We start from the raw sequence: 20,088 nt of genomic DNA on the forward strand, positions 1-20,088 counted from the left end.
ATACGATCAGAAGTGCCGGCGGCCGGCTTCCCGGGCCACGACCTCGGCGCGGTCGGCGAGCCGGTCCAGCCCGCTCAACGGCCGGCGCATCCGGTGGTTGCCGCGGAGCCGTTCGGCGTTGCGGTGCAGGAAAGCCCAGTACCCCGCGGTGAACGGGCAGGCGTCCGGCCCCGTTCGCTTCTTCGGGTCGAAGACGCAGCCGGGGCAGTGGTCGCTCATCCGGTCGATATAGGCGCCGCCGGCCGCGTAGGGCTTGGTCGCGACCACCCCGCCGTCGGCGTACTGGCTCATGCCGATCACGTTCGCCGGCATCACCCAGGCGAACCCGTCGACGAACGCCGTGGCGAACCAGCGGGTCAGCGCGGCCGGGTCGTAGCCGCGCTGGAGGCCGTGGTTGCCGAGCACCATGAGGCGTTCGATGTGGTGGGCGTAGCCGCGGTCGCGGACGCCGGCCAGCGCGGTGCGCAGGCACGCCGCCTCGACCGCGTCGGCGTCCAGCCTCCGCCACCATTCCGGCAGCTCGTGGTGCGCCCGCAACGCGTTGCGGCGGAGGTAGTCCGGCCCCTGGTGCCAGTACAGGTGCCACACCCATTCCCGCCAGCCGAGCACCTGCCGGACGAACCCCTCGACGCTGCTCAGGGGCGCCTCCCCCGCCCGGTACCGCTCTTCGGCCCGCCGCACGACGTCGCGGGGGTCGAGCAGGCCGAGGTTCAGCGGGACCGAAAGCAGCGCGTGCGCCATCGCCCAGTCGTGGGTCAGCATGGCGTCCTGGTGCGGGCCGAACACGGGCAGCCGGTGGTCGAGGAACCGGCACAGGGCTTCCTCGGCTTCGTCGTGCCCGACAGCGAACTGCCGTGGCCCGTCCACCCCGACCGGGTGGATCTTCCCGGCGCGCTCGGCCGCGTCCAGTTCCGCGCGGACCCGGTCGTCGATCGCGTCCTCGCGCGGGTGCCAGGGCGCGGGGACGCCGAGCCGGGTGGTCTTCGGGGGCGGCTGCCGGTTGTCGTGGTCGTGGCTCCACCGCCCGCCCTCGGGTTCGCCGTCCGGCTCCAGCAGCACGCCGAACTTCCGCCGCTGGTCGCGGTAGAAGTCCGCCATGACGAACCGCGTGCGCCCGGCGGCCCAGCCGGCGAAGTCCGCTTTGGACAGCACGAAGCCGGGGGTGGGCAGGATTTCCGTGACGACGCCTTCGTCGCGCAACTGCCGGACGAAGGCGTCGGCGGCGTGCGACGTCGGCTCGTGCACCACGACCGGCCGCCCGAACCGGCGGAGCCCGGTGCGGTAGTCGGGCGCGTCGATCAGGGTGACGCGGTCGCCGAGGTCGGCGGCCAGGCGGTACAGCGCCGCCTGGACGAGGTGCAGCTTCTGCCGGTGGAACGGCTTCCCGGCGAAGGCGGCCGCCGACCGGATCAGCAGCACGTCGCGGCCGCGGTGGCCGGCCGTGCCGTGGAAGTGGGGCCCGAGCTGGTCGGCGAACAGCCACAGCGCGGGCTCGTCTCGCATGCGCGGAACGCTAACCCGCTTCCGGCGGCTCCGCAGCGTAAGCCCGCAGGATCTCCGTGGTGTCGCCGAGGAACCGGGCCACCACCTCCGCCTGCCCCGGCGCCAGGCCGTCCGTCAACCGGGTGATCGCGTCGACGAGCGGGGCGAGCGCGGCCCCGACCTCGGCGCGCGCCGCCTCGCTGACGACGAGGGTGACCCGCCGCCCGTCACGCGGGTGCGGGTCGCGGCGGACGTGCCCGGCGGCTGCCAGGCGGTCGACCAGCACCGTGGCGGAGGCGGACCGGATCTTGAGGGCGTGCGCGAGGTCGACGGTGCCCATCGGCGCGCCGCCCGCCAGGTGCTGCAGCGCCTGCACGTCGGTGGCGCCCAGGCCGAGGCGCCGGGCCAGGGCGACCTGGACGTCGTGGGCGAGGGCGAGCAGCTCGCGCAGGGCCAGGTTCACCCGGAGCGCGACGGGACTGTCTTCCACGCCTGGCATTCTAAGTTAGCTAGACAATCTAGCTAGTTTTGCTACCGTGGGTGCCGTGGACGTCCGAGCGATGAACGCCGAAATGACCGCGAAGCTGATCGACGCGCCTGCCGAGCCGGCCCCGGAAGGCGGGTACGCCCTGCGTGTCGTCGAGACGCGCGGCCGCCGCACCGGCACCCCGCGGCGCGTGCCACTGGCCGTGATCGCGCGGCACACGCGGCACTACCTCGTCTCCCCCGTCCGCGACCGCGACTGGGTGGCGAACCTCCTGGCGACGCCGGAATGCGCGCTGCTGTCCGCCGGCCGTCGCGACCCCCGCCGCGCCGAGCCCACCGTCGGCGAGGAAGCGGCCGCCGTCGTCGCCGCCTACCTGGCCGCGATGCGGGTGCCGTGGGCGATCCGGGCGTTCCCGGTCCCGCAGGACGCGACGCCGGCGCAGATCCTGGCGCACCTGCCCGGAATGGCGGTCTTCCGCCTGTCCACAGTGGACGAGACGTGAGCGTCGCGATCGCCGGCGGCGGCCCCGGCGGGCTGCTGCTCGGCTACCTGCTCGCCCGGGCCGGCATCGAGGTCACCGTGCTGGAGGCGCGCTCGGACTTCGACCGCGACTTCCGCGGCGACTCGCTGCACCCGTACACCCTCGAACTGCTCGACCGCCTGGGCCTGGCCGACGACCTGCTCGCACTCGACCACTTCAAGGCGCGCTCGTTCCGCTTCCACACCCCGCACGGCGTCTACCGCGCCGCCGACTACGACCGCCTCCGGACGCCGTTCGGCTACGTCGCGCTCATGCCCCAGGTGCGGTTCCTCGACTTCCTCGCCGAGCGGGCGAGCGCGTTCCCGTCGTTCACGCTGCGGACCAACGCCAAGGTCACCGGGCTCATCGAAGACGACGGCACGGTGACCGGCGTCCGCCACCGCGGCGGCGAGCTGGCCGCCTCCGTCGTGATCGGCGCCGACGGCCGGTTCTCCACGGTGCGGCGCCTGGCCGGCCTCGAAGCCCGGTCCCTCGGGGCGACCACCGACCTGCTGTGGTTCCGGCTGCCGCGGTCGGCCGCCGACCCGCCGGACGCGGACCTCGACCTCTACTTCGGGCGGGACTCCTACGTCGGCGTGCTCGGCGGCGTCCGGGACTGGCAGGTCGGCTACAGCATCGAGAAGGGGGCATACCCGGCCGTGCGCGAACGCGGCGTCGAGCCGATCCGCGCGTTCCTCCGCGAGCGCGTGCCGTGGCTGGCCGACCGGGCCCACCTGCTGGCGGACTTCTCGCAGACGACGCTGCTGTCGGTGGACATCTCCCGGGTGGCCGACTGGCACCGCCCGGGCCTGCTGCTGCTCGGCGACGCCGCGCACGTGATCTCCCCGGTCGGCGGCAACGGCATCCTGATGGCGGTCCAGGACGCCGTCGCCGCGGCGAACCGGCTGGTCCCGGCCTTCCGCCGGGGCGGCGTCACGCCCGCGGACCTCGCGGGCGTGCAGGCGGACCGGATCCGCGCGATCGAGCGCGTTCAGGCCGACCAGGTGCGCGTCGAGCGGCGGGCGGCCGCCGCCCGGGCCCGCGGCCGCGGCACCGCGCCACCCAAACTGCTCAAGTACGTGTTCGCCGTCCCGGCCGTGCGCACCCGCGGGGCGCGCGGCAACGCCTACGGGCCCTTCCCGCCTCAGCTCGACGAATCCCTCTTCGCGTCGTAGGACGTCCAGCCGCCCTGGCCTTCGGCCGCCTCGACGTCGGCGTCGGCGGACGCGGCGTGCGTCATGGCGGCGACCGTGCGCTCGAGGCCCTGCTGGACCTCGTTGCCGTCGGCTTCGCGGACGCTGTGCAGCGTCACGGTGATCTGCGAGGACGCCGGGCCGTCGTCGGCGATGCGCAGCTCGCCGTGGTAGTCGTCGGGGCCCTCCGCACCCCACTTCAGCGACCGCGTCGCCGGGTCGGTGTGCAGCCACGCCTCCCCCGCGACGCGCTCGCCGTGCACCTCGGCCTCGACGTGGACGCTGTCCCCGCCCTTCGGCTCGGCGACCTTCATCTCCGGGAAGTAGCGCGGCAGGTTCTCGGGGTGGCTCAGGAACGCGAACAGCTCGTCCGCGGGGATGTCGGCGGTCGCGCTGTGGCGGTACTCGGTCATTGCTGCACTCCTCGTCGCCGGTCCGGATCGTGCCCGGATACCCGGGATGCCGTGCATTAAAAGGGTTCGGGCGGGGAACCCCGCAGGCATGACGGCCAGCGAACCCGAGACCAGGGCGCCCCGGCGGGGCCCCGCCCCCGTGCAGGGCATGGGCATGCTGATCGGCCTGCTCTTCCTCGTGCTGGCCGCACTGGAGCTGATGGCCGGGGTGCCGGACGGCGGTGGCCCGCGGGTGCTGTTCGGCGTGCTCGCCGTGTCCGGGGTGTGGACGCTGGTGCACCTGCTGACCGGCGCCGCCGCGGTGTTCTGCACCCGGTCCTCGTGCTGGGCCGCCCGGTTCCTGGTCGTGGCCGGCGCCTGCTACGCCGTGGTGGGCCTGGCCGGGCTGCTCCCGCTGCCGCACGCCATCACCGACACGCTGCCGCTGAACACCGCGGGCGTCTGCCTCGACCTGGCCCTCGGCACCGGGATGCTCATCCTCGGCGCGGGCTGGCTGCGGCGCCGGCCGGAACAGCCCCGCTGAGCGGCTCGCCCTCCGGCCGCGGGAACCGCACCAGCACCGCGGTGACGAGCAGCGCGAGCGCGAACAGGACGTAGCCGTTTCCGGTGAGCTGCTGCAGGACCGACCAGTGCCGTTCCACCTCCCCGCCGCGAGGCCACCACCACTGCGGCCCGGCGACGAACAGCACCGCGCCCGTCCCGGCCAGGACCGCCACCCCGCGGCGGCGCGTGCGGCGGGCCAGCTCGGCCCAGCCGAGCAGGACGACCACCGCCCAGACCCAGTGGTGGGTCCAGGAGATCGGCGAGACCAGCAGCCCGCCGAGCGCGTTCAGGCCCAGCGCGATGGTCCGCTCCCCCGCGGCCAGCGCCCGCCGCACGCCCAGCACCGTCAGCACCAGGACCACCGCGACGAGCGGCAGCCACCACGCCGTCCGGGCCTCCGGCGGCACCCCGGCCTTGGCCGGCAGCCCGAGCAGCGACTGGTTGCCGGCGTAGGTCGGCTCGCCGACGCGGCCGGTGTCCCACAGGGCGCCCGTCCAGTACCGGACCGAGTCCGCGCCGGCGAGCAGGAAGCCCAGCGCCGTCGCGGCCAGGAACGTCACCCCCGCCGTGACCGCGGCCCGGGTGTCCCGGCGGAGCAGGAAGTACAGCAGGAACACCGCCGGCGTCAGCTTGATCGCGGCGGCGAGGCCGATCAGCAGGCCCCGCGGCCACCGCGGGGTGTCCACCAGGACGTCCAGCACGACGAGCGCCAGCAGCAGCAGGTCGATCTGGCCGGCGTACAGCGTGCGCAGCACCGGCTCCAGCAGCTCGGCCGCGAGCAGCAGCACCGCCACCCGCCGCCAGTCGCAGCGCGCGCCGAGCGCCCGCAGCACGGTCACCACGACCGCGGCCAGCGCGCCGAGGGTGAGCAGGGTGAGCGCGAGGCACGCGGCCCAGTACGGCAGCACCGCCAGCGGGGCCAGCACGATCGCCGCGAACGGCGGGTAGGTGAAGAGCAGGAACTGGCCGTCGCCGGTCGGCGGCAGCGTGCCGTACAGGGCCTGGCCGTGCAGCAGCGCGCCCGAGCCGAGCCGGTAGACGTCGAGGTCGACGCGGTAGGCCGGGAACCGCCACCGGCCGCCGTTGTACGACACGAGCACCGCGGCCGGCACCAGCAACTGCGCCCCGAGCAGGACGTATCGGTTCCCCAGCCTGGCCCGCACGGCCGCTCCCCCTGTCATCCCACGCATTCTGTCGGGTCCCGGCCGGGGCGCCATCCGGGAAACCCCCGAAGCACCCCGGGGAAACCGGTTGCCGCCCGTGCCACCCTGGGGCGCATGGGGACACCGGAGGGCTTCGCCTACCGCGACGAGCGCGGCACCGTGACGATCACCCACCACGGGCGGCCCGCCGGCACGCTGCGCGGGGCCGCCGCCGCGCGGTTCCTGGCCGCGGTGGCGCGGGGTGACGACCAGCAGCTGCTGATGGCCCGGGTGACCGGCAACTACAAGCACGGCAACGAACGCCGGGTGCGGGAGCACCCCCGCAACCGCGGACGCTGACTTTCGGAGCCGTTCGGGTCAAGCGGCACAGCCGGATGGGCTAGCATCCCGATCCGTGCCGATCTCGTCGAAAATTCACGCCAATCCCAACACCGGTTTCGCGTGGCTGCGGATGATCGGCGCGATCACGGTCATCGTCGACCACAGCATGCCGCTGCTGCACCCGCAGCGGCTGACGATCTTCCCCGCGTCCTGGCACATGTCACCCGGCTACATCGCGCTGATGGGCTTCTTCGCGATGAGCGGCTACCAGATCCAGGACAGCTGGGCGCGCGATCCGTCGTGGTGGCGCTTCGCCGCGCGGCGGCTGCTGCGGATCATGCCGCCGCTGGTCGTGGTGCTGCTGGTGACGGTGTTCGTGATCGGCCCGCTGGTGACGACCTGGCCGGCCCACGACTACTGGACGCACATCCAGACCTGGCGCTACCTCGTCGGCACGACCGTGCTGTTCTACCTGCAGCACGACCTGCCCGGGGTGTTCGCGAACAACCCGTACCCGTTCTCGGTGAACGGCGCGCTCTGGACGCTGCCGATGGAGCTGCTCGGCTACGGGCTGGTGCTGGTGGCCGGCGTGATCGTGCTGATCGGCGTGCCGCGCTGGTTCCTGTTCCTCGTCCTCGGCGGCATGGTCTACACCGACAGCGTGCTGCGGGCGACGTTCGAGTACCACGGCGCGGGCGGTTCGCTGCTGACCGTCCCGGTCGGCTCGACGGTGTCGTTCCTGGTGCCCTTCGTCATCGGGGTGGTGCTGCACGCCTACCGTGACCGGATCCCGCTGAAGCCGTGGGTGGCGCTCGTCCTGTTCGGCGCCTACCTCGGGCTGAGCCAGACGCCGGCGAGCCGGTACGCGCTGGCGCTCAGCGCGGCGTACGGCGCCATCACGCTCGCGACGCACTGGCCGCGGAAGCTGGAGGTCGCCGCCCCGTACGTCTACGGCAGCTACGGCACCTACATCTGGGGCTTCCCGATCCAGCAGCTGCTCATCCTCGCCGGGGTGCGGCACGTGTGGCTGCTGATCCTGCTCGCCGTCCCCCTCGCCTACGCCGTCGGGCAGCTGTCGTGGAACTACGTCGAGAAGCCGACGCAGCGGCTGCGCCGTCACCTCCGGCCGCCCGCGCCGGTCCGCCGCCCGGTGGCCGCGCCGCCGCAGCTGCCCGCCACGGCGGCCGCCCCGCTGCGGAGATCTTGAGGCCGGGGCGCCGCGTTGGGCATGCTGGCGCCGTGACCTACGACGTTCAGCGCATCCGCGCGCACTTCCCCGCCCTCGACGGCGGCGCCGCCCACTTCGACGGACCGGGCGGCTCGCAGGTCCCCGACGTGGTCGGGCAGGCGGTGGCCGAGACGCTCTGCGCGGCGATCGCCAACCGCGGCGTCGTCACGGCGGCCGAGCGGCGGGCGAGCACGGTCGTCGCCGAGGCGCGCGCGGCCGCCGCCGACCTGCTGGCCGCCGACCCGGCCGGCGTCGTCTTCGGCCGCAGCATGACCCAGCTGACCTACGACTTCTCCCGCACGCTGGCCCAGAAGTGGGGCCCGGGCGACGAAGTCGTGGTGACCCGCCTCGACCACGACGCGAACATCCGCCCGTGGGTCCAGGCCGCCGCGGCGGCCGGCGCCACGGTCCGCTGGGCCGACTTCGACCCGGCGACGGGCGAGCTCGCGCCGCTCGGCGGGCTGCTGTCGGACCGCACGCGGCTGGTCGCGGTGACGGCGGCGTCGAACCTGCTGGGCACCCGCCCGGACATCCCGGCGATCGCGGCGGAGGTCCACGCCGCGGGCGCGCTGCTGTACGTCGACGGCGTCCACCTGACCCCGCACGCGGCGGTCGACGTCCCGGCGCTCGGAGCCGACTTCTTCGCGTGCTCGCCGTACAAGTTCCTGGGCCCGCACCTCGGGCTGCTGGCGGCGGCCCCGGCGTTGCTGGAGTCGTTGCACCCGGACAAGCTGCTGCCGTCGACCAACGCGGTCCCGGAGCGCTTCGAGCTGGGCACGCTGCCGTACGAGCTGCTGGCAGGCACGACCGCGGCGATCGACTTCCTCGCCGGGCTGGTGCCGGGCACGGGTTCGCGGCGGTCGCGGCTGCTGGCGTCGATGGCGGGGTTGGAGGAGCACGAGAACGCCCTTCTGGCCCGGCTCGACGCGGGTCTGGCGTCGCTGCCGGGGGTCACGCGGTACGGGGCGCCGGAGCGGCATCGGACGCCGACGGTGCTGTTTTCGGTGGAAGGGGTGCCATCGCGGGCGGTGTACGAACACCTCGGGGCGCAGGGGGTGAACGCGCCGGCGGGGAGTTTCTACGCACTCGAGTGCTCACGGCGGCTGGGGCTGGGTGACGCCGGGGCGGTGCGGGCGGGGATCGCGCCGTACACGACGGAGGACGATGTCGACCGGCTCCTGGCCGGGGCCGAGTCGCTTGACCGCGGCTGAAGGCGAGCCGGGAGCTCGAACCTCCGTGACGGAAGGGTCGACACGCGTGATCGGAGGGTCGACACGCGTGATCAGGAGGTCGACACGCCGGGCGATCCCGCGGGTTCGGGTGGCGAGCCGGGTCTCCCTCCCGGCCCGCCACCCCTCACCTCACGGCACCGGCGCGAACCCCGCCGGGCGGGCGGTGAACGTGCCGCGGCCCTGGGTGCGGCTCCGCAGCCGGCTTGCGTAGCCGAACAGCTCCGCCACCGGGACCGTCGCCGTCACCTCCGCCGCGGGTGGCCGCACCGATGAGCCGGCCACGCGCCCCCGGCGGGCCGCCAGGTCGCCGAGCACTCCGCCGACCGCGTCGGACGGGACCGTCACCACCACCTCGGCCACCGGCTCGAGCAGGCGAAGCACGCACTCGCGCAGCGCCTGCCGCAGGCCGAGCAGGCCTGCCGTGCGGAACGCCAGGTCCGACGAGTCCTTCGGGTGCGTTGCCCCGTCGGTCAGCGTCACGCGCAGGCCCGTCACCGGGTGGCCGCCCAGCGGTCCGGCGGCCAGCGCGTCCCGGCAGCCGGCCTCGACCGCGCGGACGTACTCGCGCGGTACCCGGCCGCCGACGATCGCCGAGGTGAACTCGAAGCCCTCGGCCGCCGGGGTGACGTCGAGGACCACGTGGGCGAACTGGCCCGCGCCGCCGTCCTGCTTGACGTGGCGGTAGACCAGCCCGGTCACCCCGCCGACCACCGTTTCGCGGTACGCCACCGACGGGCGGCCCACCACGACTTCGAGGCCGCGGTCCCGCCGCAGCTTCTCCACCGCCACCTCCAGGTGCAGCTCGCCCAGCCCGGACAGCACCGTCTGCCCGGTCTCCGGGTCGACCCGCACGACCAGCGACGGGTCCTCCTCGGCCAGCCGCGCCAGTGCCACCGCGAGCCGGTCGGCGTCGCGCCGGGCCTCGACCGCCACCGAGACCACCGGGTCCGCCGTCACCGGCGGCTCCAGCAGCACCGGGTCGCCCGGCGCGCAGAGCGTGGCGCCGACGCGCGCCGCCTTCGGCCCGGCCACCGCGACGATGTCGCCGGCCACCGCACTGTCCACTTCGGAACAGCGGTCGGCCTGGACGCGCAGCACACGGGCGATGCGCTCGGGGCGTCCCGCGTCGCTCACCTGGTCTCCCTTCCGCAGCGTTCCCGAGTACACCCGCAGGTACGTCAGCCGTCCCGTGGCCGTCGTGGCGACCTTGAACACCAGCGCGGCCGGCGGCGCCGCCGGGTCGGCGGGCCGGTCGGGCCGCACCGGCGGGACGTCGGCCGGCGACGGCAGGTACGCGACGACGGCGTCGAGCAGCGGCTCGATCCCGCGGTCGCGGTAGGCCGCCCCGCACAGCACGACGAGCCCGGCGCCGCTGAGCGTCAGCTCCCGCAGCGCCTTCTCCAGCGTCTCCGCCGAAACCGTGCCGGTGGCGCAGAACTCGTCGAGCGCCACCGGGTGCAGCTCGGCGACGGCCTCCGCCAGCACGCGACGCCGCCGCCGAGCCTCCGCCGAGGCGTCCACCGGCAGGTGCACCAGGTCGACGACGCCGGTGAAGCCGTCCTCGCGCCCGATCGGCAGCTGCACGACCAGCGGGGCCGGGTGCAGCCGCGCCCGGATCGAGGCGACGGCGGCGTCGAGGTCGGCGCCCGCGCGGTCGAGCTTGTTGACGAACGCGATGCGCGGCACGCCGTGCCGGTCGGCCTGCCGCCACACGGTTTCGCTCTGCGGCTCGACCCCGGCGACGGCGTCGAACACCGCGACGGCGCCGTCGAGCACCCGCAGCGACCGCTCGACCTCGGCGGTGAAGTCGACGTGGCCGGGCGTGTCGATGAGGGTGAGCCGGTGGCCGGCCCACTCGCAGCTGACGGCCGCGGCGAAGATGGTGATGCCGCGGTCGCGTTCCTGCGGGTCGAAGTCGGTGACGGTCGTGCCGTCGTGCACCTCGCCGGTCTTGTGGGTGGCGCCGGTGCGGTGCAGGATCCGTTCGGTGACGGTGGTCTTGCCCGCGTCGACGTGGGCGAGGATGCCCAGGTTGCGGACGGTGGTCAGGGGTCGGGTGCGCACAGCCTTGTCCTTTGTGGACGAAGTGGTCAGGACGGCGCGATTCCCCGTGACAGCGGGATGGGCGTCACGGGGTCCGGTGCGAGCCGCGCGGCAGGCACCGGACACCCGGGGACACCAGGATCACCTCGGACCGCGACCGGGGAGCGACGGCGACGCGGTGACGCATGGCCGGCTCCCTTCGATCGGCGCGGTGGACAGGTTCCGGCGAAGACTAGCGGCGGCCGGTCCCCCGGCCAACGCGGTTTTCGGCCGGACGCGGGCTACGACGTGAGCTTCGCAGCCACGTTGTACGCCTCCACCAGCAGTTTCGCGTTCGGCACCCGGCGCCGCGGCTCGACGCGGACCGTGCGGGTCTCCCCCGGCAGCAACCAGAAGTAGTTGTCGCCGTAGCGGGTGGGCAACACGCGGTCGGTGCCGTTGCGCTCCCGCAGCGACAGCCGGATCATCGCCGCGACCGTCCTCCCGTCGTTGCGGACAGTCGCGGTGTAGGCGTCGCCGTCCGGGCGCCACGTCGTGGTCAGCCGGGCCCCGGGGAGCTGGTTGAGCGCGCGCATCGCGGTGTCCGTGCGGTAGCGCCAGTACGTGTTCTCCGACAGCACCGCGCCGCCCTCGCCGGTCAGGGTCAGCCGGAGCAGGTGCAGGTCGGGCAGGCCGGCGTCGAACGGGACGGCGAACGCGGCCGCCGCCGACACCGGGGCCACGTCGAGCTGCTGCTGCCGGGCCGGGCCGAGCGCCGCCCCGTCCAGGCCGTGCAGCCGGGCGGTGACGGTCACGCCGGTCAGCGCGCCCGGCGTGTGGTTGACCACCCGCACCTGCCACGTCGTCAGGTCGGCCTGGACGTGCCGGGCTTCGCAGCCCTTGCGCGCGCCGTAGTAGCTGCCGTTGACGTCGAGGTCGTAGTCGTAGGTCTGCCAGACCGTGCTGTGCCAGGCAGGGTGCGACATCCACAGCAGCACGCCGGTGGCGTCGTTCCCCAGTTTCGCGTTCCACGCCTCGAAGATCGCGCGCATGCTCTCGTAGTTGACGAACTGTGCCTTGCGGCAGAACTCGGCCAGGCTGGTCGACGGCGCGAGCCGGGCGTCGATCGCGGCCAGGTAGCCCTGCGGGGACTGGTTGCCGTTGGTGGACCAGTCGTGCAGGAACCACGGCGCGCCGATCGGCCAGCCCGGGTCGCCGGCCCCGACCAGGTTGCGCATGCTCTCGACCACGGACACCGTCGGCAGGCCGATCTCGCTCCAGAACCCGTACTTGCCGCCCGTCGCCTCCCCGGTGAAGTACTGCTTCGGGTCCAGCCAGCGGTAGGGGCCGTCGCCGGTGATCACGCCGCCGGCCGAATTGCCCTGGTAGAGCAGGTCGGTGCAGGTGTGGACGAGGTCGCGCAGGGCGTTGTCGAGCACCGCGGGCGGCGTGCCCTCGTTGCAGCCGAACCAGACGGCCGCGCACGCGTGGTGGCGGTAGCGCAGCACGGTGTCCTCGGCCTGGGCCAGGAAGATGTCGTGGTTGGCCGGGTCGGTCGACCAGCCGTCCCAGAACTCGTTCCACAGCAGGATGCCGTACTTGTCGCAGGCGTCGAACAGCTCCGGCCGGTAGGACGACCCGACCCAGTTGCGGATCATGGTGAAGTTCATGTCGCGGTGCATCGCGACGACGGCGTCGGCCCGCTCGGCGGGCATCCGGCGCAGCAGCTCGTCCCAGCCCCAGCTGCCGCCGCGGGCGAAGACCTTGACGCCGTTGACGAGGAACGTCAGCGGCTTCGGGCTGTTGTCGACCGACGCGACGTCGGTCCAGGTGCCGCCGTCCTGCGACACCTGGATCTTGAAGGTCGCCGCGTAGGCGGTCTCCCAGGTCAGCACCACGCGGTCGAACGCCGTCGCGGCGCCGAGGTCGACCTGCAGCCACTGGTTGTCGCTGTATTCGGACGTCCAGCGGGTGTTCGGGTCGCCGTCGAAGGCGCGTTCCGGCGGGTTGCCGTCGGCCACCGACTGCGCCGCCGACGGCTTGCCCTGTGCCAGGTCGGGACCCGAGCCGTTCAGCACGGACATCGTCCAGAGCGAGAAGCCCCAGCCGGTGGCGCGCTTCAGGCCCTGCATGCGGACGAACCGGGCGTTCTGCGGTGCGAGCTCGACGGTCTGCGTGGCGCGGCCGTCGGCGATGACGATCGGCAGGTCGTAGCGGTAGCCGATCTCGCGCAGGCCGATCTTGACCGTCCGCCGGTCGCTCGTGGCGGCGCCGATCGCCGCGGTCAGTGTCAGGTCGTGGAGGTTCGGGTCGCCGTAGCCGTTGGGCCACCAGAGCTTCGCGTTCTCGACCCGCTGCTTCGGGAACACGACGTCGGTGGTCTGCCCGGCCGGGACCGTCACGGTGGCCGTCAGGTTCAGCGAGCCGAACGCGGCGGTGACCCGGACGCGCTGGGCCGTCGCGGCGGCGTTGCGCACCGGCACGGTCAGGGTGACTTCGGCCGTCTTGCCGTCGGGCACCTTCGTGTCGACGCGGACGTCGCCGAGCACCGCGGCGCCGGTGGAGCGCAGGCGGACGTGGTCCCAGAGGCCGGACGCGCGGTCGCGGACCGCGGGCATCCAGTCCCAGCCGGACACGGCGAGGTAGGTCGGCGAGTTGTCGAACATCGTGCCGCCCGCGTCGACCCAGGAGCTGCCGTCGGCGCCCTTGTCGCCGGGGCTGCCGGGCCGCGGCATCGGCGAGATCTTCACCGCGAGGGCCTGCTCGCCGGTGCGGCGGAGCGCGGCGGTCACGTCGTGCGCGCCGCGGCCGAACGGGTGGCTCTGGGTGCCGATCCGCGTGCCGTTGAGCCAGATCTCGGCCTCGTGGTTGACCCCGTCGAACTCGAGCCAGACGTGCCGGCCCGGGGACGTGTCGAGGCCGCGCGGGAGGGCGAAGCGGCGGCGGTACCACCACGCGTGGCGCGAGAGGGCTTCCGGGACGTGCAGGTTGTTCATCCCGGAGACCGGATCGGGCAGCTGCCCCTGTGCCACGAGCGAGGCCAGCACGGTGCCGGGCACGGTCGCCGTCAGCCAGCCACGAGTGTCCACACCGGACGCCGAGAGTGCCTTGCCGTCGCCGGCGGGCGCCCAGTCGTCCATGGTGAGGACCCAGCCGGAGTCCAGCGGCACGGTCCCGTCGGCCGCCACGGCGAGGGCGGGCGGGGTGTCGTCCGGGCGCACCGGGAAGCTCGTCCAGCCGCGGACGGCGGGCCGGGCTTCGCGGCTCGTGCCGAACACCTGGAAGCCGTTGAGGCCCAAGGGGTTGGTCGTCGAGCGGCGGCCGGCGGTGAACCGCACCCAGCGCGCGGTGACCGAGAGCGGGATGGTGACGACGCCGCCGGTGCCCTCGTCGGTGTGGAAGACGGTGCGCCAGGCCTTGCCGTCGCCGGAGACGTCGAGGTCGAACGCCGTCGCGTAGCTGGACTGGATCTCGAAACCGCTGGTCCGGGAGCGGGAGGCGGTGTCGTCGAAGGCCGGGTCGCCGGGCTGGGCCTCGAAGGTGAGCACCACCGACTCGAGGGCGCAGGCCGCCTGCAGGTCGACGACGATCCACTGGCCGTCGCCCTGGCCGGCGCGCCAGCCGGAGCCGCGGACGCCGGTGCGGGCGAGGCCGTCGACGGCGAACTCGGCCGGGGTGGCGGCGTAGTCCGTCGAGGACACCTGCACCGGCCGGAACAGCGCGAGGTCGGTCTTCCGGCTCTCGGGCGCGGTCGGTGCGGCCGGCGCGGCCGACGCGGCCGACGCCGTTCCGGGCAGGACGGCCGCGAGGCCGAACCCCGCCAGCAGCCCGGTGCCGGCCGCCAGGACGTGCCGTCGTGACACCGCGGCCACCTCGTTCTCCTCCGCCATGCGAACTCCGTTCTCGAAGCGGCAGCCCGGGATCCGGCGCAGGACCTGGCGGGGTGTCGCGCGGCGGGCTGACAACGTTGCCAGGAAGCTTCCGCCGCGGTCCTCGACACCGTCAAGAAGACAAGGAGGACAAGAATTCGGATTATTGACATCGATGTCGGCACCCGGCCCGGAGTGTGTCCCGCTGAGCGAGGCAAAACGGGCTTGCAACGACTCGGCAGCGATCGGCACCGGCGAGCGGCGGTCAGGCCCCGGCGTGCTCCACGGCGAGCTCCACCGCCGAGGCGATGTCGTTCACCCAGCGGAAGCCGCGGTCACCGAGGTGGGCCCAGCCCGGTCCGGCCGTCCCCACCGCGCAGCCCAGCCCGCCGAGGCGCGCCGCCAGCAGGTCGTCGGCGGTCGCCGGCGCGGTGGCCCACAGCACCACCAGGACCGGGTCGAGGCGGGCCGCCAGGTCCGCCACCGTTTCCGCGGGCACGAGCTGGCCGAGGTAGGCCACCGGGACCGCCGCCTCGGCGAGCGTCGCCCGCAGCGCCTCGATCGGCAGGGAATGCCGTTCGGCCGGGCAGCAGGCCAGCAGCACCGGGCGGCCCGGCACCGCCGCCGGGAACCGGCGGCTGAACCGTTCGAACGCCAGCGAGATCTCCGACGTCAACGCCCATTCCGACGCGAAGCAGACGTCGCCGCGCTGCCAGCGGTCGCCGAGGCCGCGCAGCACCGGCGCCAGGACGTCGGTCCAGGCGGCGGCCGGGCCCAGCGTGCCCAGCGTCTCGTCCAGCAGCCCGGCCACCGAGGCGTACCTGAGCTCCTCCGCGGCGTCCTCGAGCTCGCGCGCGCGGCGCGCCGCCGGCACCTCGAGCCCGGCGGGCGCGTGGCCGAACGCCGCCTCGGCCGCCTCCCGCACCGGCATCCCCCGCGCGACCAGCCGCTGCATGTGCTGCAGGCGGCGGACGTCCCCGTCGGAGTAGCGGCGGTGCCGTCCGGCCGCGGCGGGCGGGCCGATCCCGTAGCGCGCGCTCCAGCTGCGCAGCGTCACCGGCGACACCCCGAGCAGCTCCGCCACCTTTCCGGGCGCCCATGCCCCGGCGCCGGGCGGCGCGTCGTTGTCCGGTTCCACCGTGCCCCTTCGCCTCGCCGACCGCGAACTGCCGAAGTTTAGCGAGGCACCGGCCTGCCGACCGGCGAAGGCACGCGGGCGGTGCGCGGGGACGCGGCGGCGGGGCGACGGCCTGCCGCGTCCCCTCCGGCGCCGCCCGGCGCCGGTGATCCGGCCCGCGCGGCCGGAACGCACCGGCCGCGCGGTGTGGCAGCCACGGCGGCCGGGAACCTCCACGCTATACCGCCTCGCAGCGCTTGTGCATCGGCTTCCCTCGGATGCCGCAGCGGCAGCACCGCGCCCGGAGGCGTGAACCCCCGCCGCGGTGGGTATTCCCCGTCGAGGCGCCGAGAAGGGGGAGGACGATGACCGACCACACCGCGCCCGACATCGCCACCACGACCGACGACGGCATCGTGATCGTCCGCTGCGCGGGCGAGCTCGACCTGGACGGCGCGCCCCGCCTGCGGGACGCGCTGCTGGATCCGATCCGGGACGGCGCGCGGGGAGTCGTCGTGGACCTCACCCAGACGACCTTCTGCGACTCGACCGTCTTCAGCGTGCTGGTCGAGGTGTCCCGCGCCGCCTCCGCGCGCAACGTGCCGTACGCCATCGCCGCGGGCGAGACCGCGGTCACCCGGCCGCTGCAGATCCTCGGCCTGGACCGGGTGCTGCCGCTGCACGCGGGGCTCGACGCCGCGCAGGCGGCCGTCGGCTGAAGCCCGGCCGGGCCGCGCCTGATCACCCCGTCGGCCCCGGTCCGGCGGTGTCCCGTTCGCTAGCTTGACGGTGATCGCAGTTCAGCTGCGCCGGCACCGGGCGGCGCCGCCCGGTGCCGACACGCCGTCGCTGATCATCACCGCCTCCGTCGACGCCGGTCCCCAGCTGGTCGGCAGGCCCTTCCCGATCACGCTGACCCTCACCACCCCGACCGGCCGGCCGATGCCGAAGGTCACGGTCGCAGCCCGTCGGCCGGCGTGGCCCTCGACCCGGGCGCCACCCGGACGTTCACGATCACCGCCGTGGTCTGGACCTGGAACTCCGGCGTCCCGCACGAGCGCTTCCGCGCCCGACCTGCCGGCCCAGCGCTACGGGATCGCCACCCGGAACCTGCCGGACGGCTGGGTGTACGGGTCCGCCGCCGAGCAGCGCGGCGACGGCAGCGACCCCGGGCCGTCGGTGCCGCTGCGCGCGGTCCGGCCGCTCTCCGAAAAGCTGCACGTGACCGGCTCGTTCGACCGCGGCACCTACCAGGTGGGCGACCCCGTCCAGGTCACCTTCACGCTGGCCAACGTCAGCGGCGGAGACCTGCACGGGGTCACCGCGGGCTGTGACCGCTTCGGGGGCGAGGACCACCTCCTCGGGTGGCCGGACTGGGCCGTCGCGACCCCGGCCACGATCGACCTGGCGGCGGGTGAGTCGCGGACGTTCACCGAGACCGGGACGGTGCCCTCGGCCGCCCCCGCCTACGGCGGCTTCTACGCGGCCTGCGACTTCGGGATCGACCCCGGCCCGGCGGACGGGCGGCCCGAGCTGAACCTCTTCGGCCACGTCCCGGCCCCGCCCGGCCCCACCGGCGGGGTGATCTACCACGACGGCAACAACAACTACACCGTCGACGCGGGCGAGGCGATCACCGGGACGGCGGTCGAGCTGCTCGACCGCGTGGACGGCTCGGTCACCGCGACCGCCGTGTCGGACGCGCAGGGGCACGTGGCGTTCGGGACCGTCCCGGCCGGCCCGTCCAGCGTGCGCGTCGACGGCTGGCGCCCGGTCGACGGGGACGGCGGCACGCTCCTCGTCGGCAGCTGCTGGAACTGCGGGGAGGAGTGGGCGCTGCGGTACCAGCGCTGATCGGGGTGCCCGTGACCCGGCCGCGCCGGGTCACGGGACGCCGGGCGCGGCGATCACCCGGGCAGTGACGGAAAACTCGCGGAATTCCCCTGTCCGCCAGACTGCGCCGCGGGCCACCGAGGCCATAGGGTTCGCATCATGAAGGTCGGCCTGCTCACCCGCGAATACCCGCCGGAGGTCTACGGCGGTGCCGGGGTCCACGTGGAGTTCCTCGCCCGGGAGTTGCGACCGCTGGTCGATCTCGACGTGCACTGCTGGGGCGCCGACCGCGCCGACGCCACCGGGCACACCGATCCGCACGGCTACCGGCAGCCCGCGTTCACGACCATGGACATCGCCGTGTCCATGGCCAACGCCCTCGAAGGCCACGACCTCGCGCACAGCCACACCTGGTACGCGAACCTCGCCGGGCACCTGGCCAAGCTGACGCACGGCATCCCGCACGTCGTCACCGCGCACTCGCTGGAGCCGCTGCGGCCGTGGAAGGCCGAGCAGCTCGGCGGCGGCTACCGCGTCTCGTCGTGGATCGAGCGCGAAGCCTACGAAGCCGCGGACGCGATCGTCGCGGTCAGCGGCGGGATGCGCCGGGACGTCCTGGCGGCCTACCCGGCGGTGCCGCCCGAGCGCGTGCACGTGATCCACAACGGCATCGACACCACGCTCTACCGCCCCGACCCGGGCACCGAGGCGCTGGCCAAGCACGGCATCGACCCGGACCGCCCGTACGTGCTGTTCGTCGGCCGGATCACCCGGCAGAAGGGCGTCCCGCACCTGGTCCGGGCCGGCGCTTCGCTCGACCCCGGCGTCCAGCTGGTGCTGTGCGCCGGCGGCGCCGACACCCCCGAGCTGGACGCGGAGTTCCGCGGCCTGGTCGCCGAGCTGGAGAAGACGCGCACCGGCGTCCGCTGGATCCCGGAGATGCTGCCGCGCGACGAGGTCGTGCAGCTGCTCACCCATGCCGCGGTGTTCGCCTGCCCGTCGGTCTACGAGCCGCTCGGCATCGTGAACCTCGAGGCGATGGCCTGCGGCACGCCGGTGGTGGCCAGCGACGTCGGCGGCATCCCCGAAGTCGTCGACGACGGCCGGACCGGGCTGCTGGTGCACTACGACGAACAGGACCCGCAGGGGTTCGAGGCGGGCCTGGCCGCCGCGCTGAACGAGGTGGTGGGCTCCCCGGACCGGGCCGCCGCGATGGGCACCGCCGGCCGCGAGCGCGCGGTCGGCGAGTTCGGCTGGAAGGCGATCGCCGAGCGGACGGTCGCCCTCTACGAGGCGTGCGGGAGGTCGCTGTGAACAGCGAATGCCATGTCCTGGGCATCGTGCTCGCGGGCGGGGAGGGCAAGCGCCTGATGCCGCTGACGGCGGACCGGGCGAAACCGGCGGTGCCCTTCGGCGGCACCCACCGCCTGATCGACTTCGTGCTGTCGAACCTGGTGCACGGCGGCATCCGGCGGCTGTGCGTGCTGACGCAGTACAAGTCGCACTCGCTCGACCGGCACATCTCGACGACCTGGCGGCTGTCGTCGCTGACCGGCGAGTACGTCACGCCGGTGCCGGCGCAGCAGCGGCTGGGCCCGCGCTGGTACCAGGGCAGCGCCGACGCCATCCACCAGAGCCTCAACCTCGTCCACGACGAAAACCCCGAGTACATCGCGGTGTTCGGGGCGGACAACATCTACCGGATGGACCCGCGGCAGATGCTGGAGGCGCACATCGCCTCCGGCGCGGGCGTCACCGTCGCCGGCATCCGGGTCCCGCGGAAGGAGGCGAGCTCGTTCGGCGTCATCCGGACCACCGACGGGCTGCTGATCGACGCCTTCATGGAGAAGCCCGCGGACCCGCCGGGCCTGCCGGACTCCCCCGAAGAGGCGTACGTGTCCATGGGGAACTACATCTTCACCACGAAGGTGATGCTGGAAGCGCTTTACGCCGACGCCGAAAACGCCGCGTCACACCACGACATGGGCCGCGACATCATCCCGGCACTGGTCAAATCGGGCGAAGCCGCCGTCTACGACTTCAACACCAACGTCGTGCCCGGCGAGACCGAACGCGACCACGGCTACTGGCGCGACGTCGGGACCATCGACAGCTACTACGACGCGCACGTCGACCTGATTTCGACGCACCCGATCTTCAACCTCTACAACCGGCGGTGGCCGATCCTCGCCCACCCCGGCCAGCGCGCGGCGGCGAAGTTCGTCGAGGGCGGCTCGGCGAACCAGTCGATCGTCAGCAACGGCTGCATCATCTCCGGCGCCCAGGTCGTCGACTCGGTGCTCTCCCCCGACGTCATCGTCGAGCAGGGCGCGGTGGTGCAGGGCTCGGTCCTGCTCGACGGCGCCCGCGTCGGCCGCGGCGCGGTGGTGCGGCGGGCCATCCTGGACAAGAACGTCGTGGTCCCGGCGGGCGCGCACATCGGCGTCGACCTCGCCCGCGACCGCGGGCACTACCACGTCAGCGAGGGCGGCATCGTCGTGCTGGGCAAGGGGGAACGCGCGATCTAGCGGCGGGTGGCCGCGCAGATCCGCTCGACGACCTGGCGGGGGTCGATCCCCCAGCGCTCGGCGAGCTCGGAGATCGAGGCTCCCGCCACGTACTCGGCGGCGATCATGCTGTTCACGACGCCGGCCACGCTTGTTCC

At 74.0% G+C, this 20,088-nt stretch carries 18 protein-coding genes; 10 read left to right on the forward strand and 8 right to left on the reverse strand.

The features are described from left to right. Positions 1-6: 6 nt before the first annotated feature. Both BLW76_RS27130 and BLW76_RS27135 read right to left on the reverse strand, forming a co-directional pair. Positions 7-1,503: a cryptochrome/photolyase family protein gene (locus tag BLW76_RS27130; protein WP_091312353.1), complete on the reverse strand. Its 1,497-nt coding sequence runs from the start codon at positions 1,501-1,503 to the stop codon at positions 7-9. A 10-nt stretch (positions 1,504-1,513) separates the two neighbouring features. After that, positions 1,514-1,972 (reverse strand): MarR family winged helix-turn-helix transcriptional regulator, encoded by a 459-nt coding sequence (locus BLW76_RS27135; protein WP_091319943.1) that lies wholly within the window; start codon positions 1,970-1,972, stop codon positions 1,514-1,516. Between the two features lie 55 nt (positions 1,973-2,027). On the opposite strand from BLW76_RS27135, the gene BLW76_RS27140 reads away from it, so the two are divergent. Both BLW76_RS27140 and BLW76_RS27145 read left to right on the forward strand, forming a co-directional pair. Then, positions 2,028-2,471, forward strand: coding sequence for a nitroreductase/quinone reductase family protein (locus tag BLW76_RS27140; protein ID WP_091312355.1), 444 nt, complete (start codon positions 2,028-2,030; stop codon positions 2,469-2,471). Further along, on the forward strand, positions 2,468-3,664 hold the full coding sequence (locus tag BLW76_RS27145) for an FAD-dependent oxidoreductase (RefSeq protein ID WP_091312356.1): 1,197 nt from the start codon (positions 2,468-2,470) through the stop codon (positions 3,662-3,664). Before BLW76_RS27140 ends, BLW76_RS27145 begins: the two co-directional genes overlap by 4 nt. Here BLW76_RS27145 and BLW76_RS27150 read toward each other — a convergent pair. Then, positions 3,634-4,095, reverse strand: coding sequence for an SRPBCC family protein (locus BLW76_RS27150; RefSeq protein WP_091312359.1), 462 nt, complete (start codon positions 4,093-4,095; stop codon positions 3,634-3,636). The two genes, BLW76_RS27145 and BLW76_RS27150, sit on opposite strands and share 31 nt — an antisense overlap. 88 nt (positions 4,096-4,183) lie before the next feature. Between BLW76_RS27150 and BLW76_RS27155 the strand changes: the two genes are divergently transcribed. Continuing rightward, positions 4,184-4,618, forward strand: coding sequence for a DUF4383 domain-containing protein (locus tag BLW76_RS27155; RefSeq protein ID WP_244170326.1), 435 nt, complete (start codon positions 4,184-4,186; stop codon positions 4,616-4,618). Here BLW76_RS27155 and BLW76_RS27160 read toward each other — a convergent pair. Beyond that, positions 4,569-5,819, reverse strand: coding sequence for a glycosyltransferase 87 family protein (locus BLW76_RS27160; RefSeq protein ID WP_244170327.1), 1,251 nt, complete (start codon positions 5,817-5,819; stop codon positions 4,569-4,571). The two genes, BLW76_RS27155 and BLW76_RS27160, sit on opposite strands and share 50 nt — an antisense overlap. Before the next feature lie 96 nt (positions 5,820-5,915). Here BLW76_RS27160 and BLW76_RS27165 point away from each other — a divergent pair, with 96 nt between their 5' ends. Genes BLW76_RS27165 through BLW76_RS27175 form a run of 3 tightly spaced genes read left to right on the forward strand, consistent with a single transcriptional unit; the run spans position 5,916 to position 8,561 of the window. Beyond that, positions 5,916-6,140 carry a hypothetical protein gene (locus BLW76_RS27165; RefSeq protein WP_091312364.1) on the forward strand — a complete coding sequence of 75 codons (225 nt, stop codon included), beginning with the start codon at positions 5,916-5,918 and terminating at the stop codon, positions 6,138-6,140. A gap of 55 nt (positions 6,141-6,195) precedes the next feature. Further along, the gene (locus BLW76_RS27170) at positions 6,196-7,329 is read left to right on the forward strand and encodes an acyltransferase family protein (RefSeq protein WP_244170328.1); all 1,134 of its coding nucleotides are present in this window, start codon (positions 6,196-6,198) and stop codon (positions 7,327-7,329) included. 32 nt (positions 7,330-7,361) lie between these two features. Then, the gene (locus BLW76_RS27175) at positions 7,362-8,561 is read left to right on the forward strand and encodes a cysteine desulfurase-like protein (RefSeq protein WP_091312366.1); all 1,200 of its coding nucleotides are present in this window, start codon (positions 7,362-7,364) and stop codon (positions 8,559-8,561) included. A gap of 150 nt (positions 8,562-8,711) precedes the next feature. On the opposite strand, the gene fusA is transcribed toward BLW76_RS27175, so the two are convergent. The 3 genes from fusA to BLW76_RS27190 all read right to left on the reverse strand — a co-directional run bounded on the left by fusA (position 8,712) and on the right by BLW76_RS27190 (position 15,611). After that, positions 8,712-10,646, reverse strand: a complete 1,935-nt coding sequence (gene fusA, locus BLW76_RS27180) for an elongation factor G (RefSeq protein ID WP_091312368.1) — start codon at positions 10,644-10,646, stop codon at positions 8,712-8,714. 260 nt (positions 10,647-10,906) lie between these two features. Continuing rightward, on the reverse strand, positions 10,907-14,494 hold the full coding sequence (locus BLW76_RS27185) for a discoidin domain-containing protein (protein ID WP_091312371.1): 3,588 nt from the start codon (positions 14,492-14,494) through the stop codon (positions 10,907-10,909). A gap of 244 nt (positions 14,495-14,738) precedes the next feature. Next, positions 14,739-15,611, reverse strand: a complete 873-nt coding sequence (locus tag BLW76_RS27190) for a MerR family transcriptional regulator (protein ID WP_091312372.1) — start codon at positions 15,609-15,611, stop codon at positions 14,739-14,741. Positions 15,612-15,955: 344 nt separating this feature from the next. Here BLW76_RS27190 and BLW76_RS27200 point away from each other — a divergent pair, with 344 nt between their 5' ends. The 4 genes from BLW76_RS27200 to glgC all read left to right on the forward strand — a co-directional run bounded on the left by BLW76_RS27200 (position 15,956) and on the right by glgC (position 19,951). Next, a complete protein-coding gene (locus tag BLW76_RS27200) occupies positions 15,956-16,309 on the forward strand; it encodes an STAS domain-containing protein (RefSeq protein ID WP_091312380.1) in 354 nt (117 codons plus the stop codon). 70 nt (positions 16,310-16,379) lie between these two features. Next, complete coding sequence (locus BLW76_RS27205) at positions 16,380-17,444, forward strand: hypothetical protein (protein WP_244170329.1); 1,065 nt, start codon at positions 16,380-16,382, stop codon at positions 17,442-17,444. A 138-nt stretch (positions 17,445-17,582) separates the two neighbouring features. Continuing rightward, complete coding sequence (gene glgA, locus BLW76_RS27210; protein WP_091312381.1) at positions 17,583-18,737, forward strand: glycogen synthase; 1,155 nt, start codon at positions 17,583-17,585, stop codon at positions 18,735-18,737. Further along, the gene (gene glgC / locus BLW76_RS27215; RefSeq protein WP_091312383.1) at positions 18,734-19,951 is read left to right on the forward strand and encodes a glucose-1-phosphate adenylyltransferase; all 1,218 of its coding nucleotides are present in this window, start codon (positions 18,734-18,736) and stop codon (positions 19,949-19,951) included. The genes glgA and glgC overlap by 4 nt, the downstream gene beginning before the upstream one ends. Here glgC and BLW76_RS50505 read toward each other — a convergent pair. Then, positions 19,948-20,079 carry a hypothetical protein gene (locus BLW76_RS50505; protein ID WP_279627699.1) on the reverse strand — a complete coding sequence of 44 codons (132 nt, stop codon included), beginning with the start codon at positions 20,077-20,079 and terminating at the stop codon, positions 19,948-19,950. The genes glgC and BLW76_RS50505 overlap by 4 nt on opposite strands. Between the last annotated feature and the right edge of the window lie 9 nt (positions 20,080-20,088).

Source organism: Amycolatopsis tolypomycina, from assembly GCF_900105945.1.
GTDB classification, from domain to species: Bacteria; Actinomycetota; Actinomycetes; order Mycobacteriales; family Pseudonocardiaceae; genus Amycolatopsis; species Amycolatopsis tolypomycina.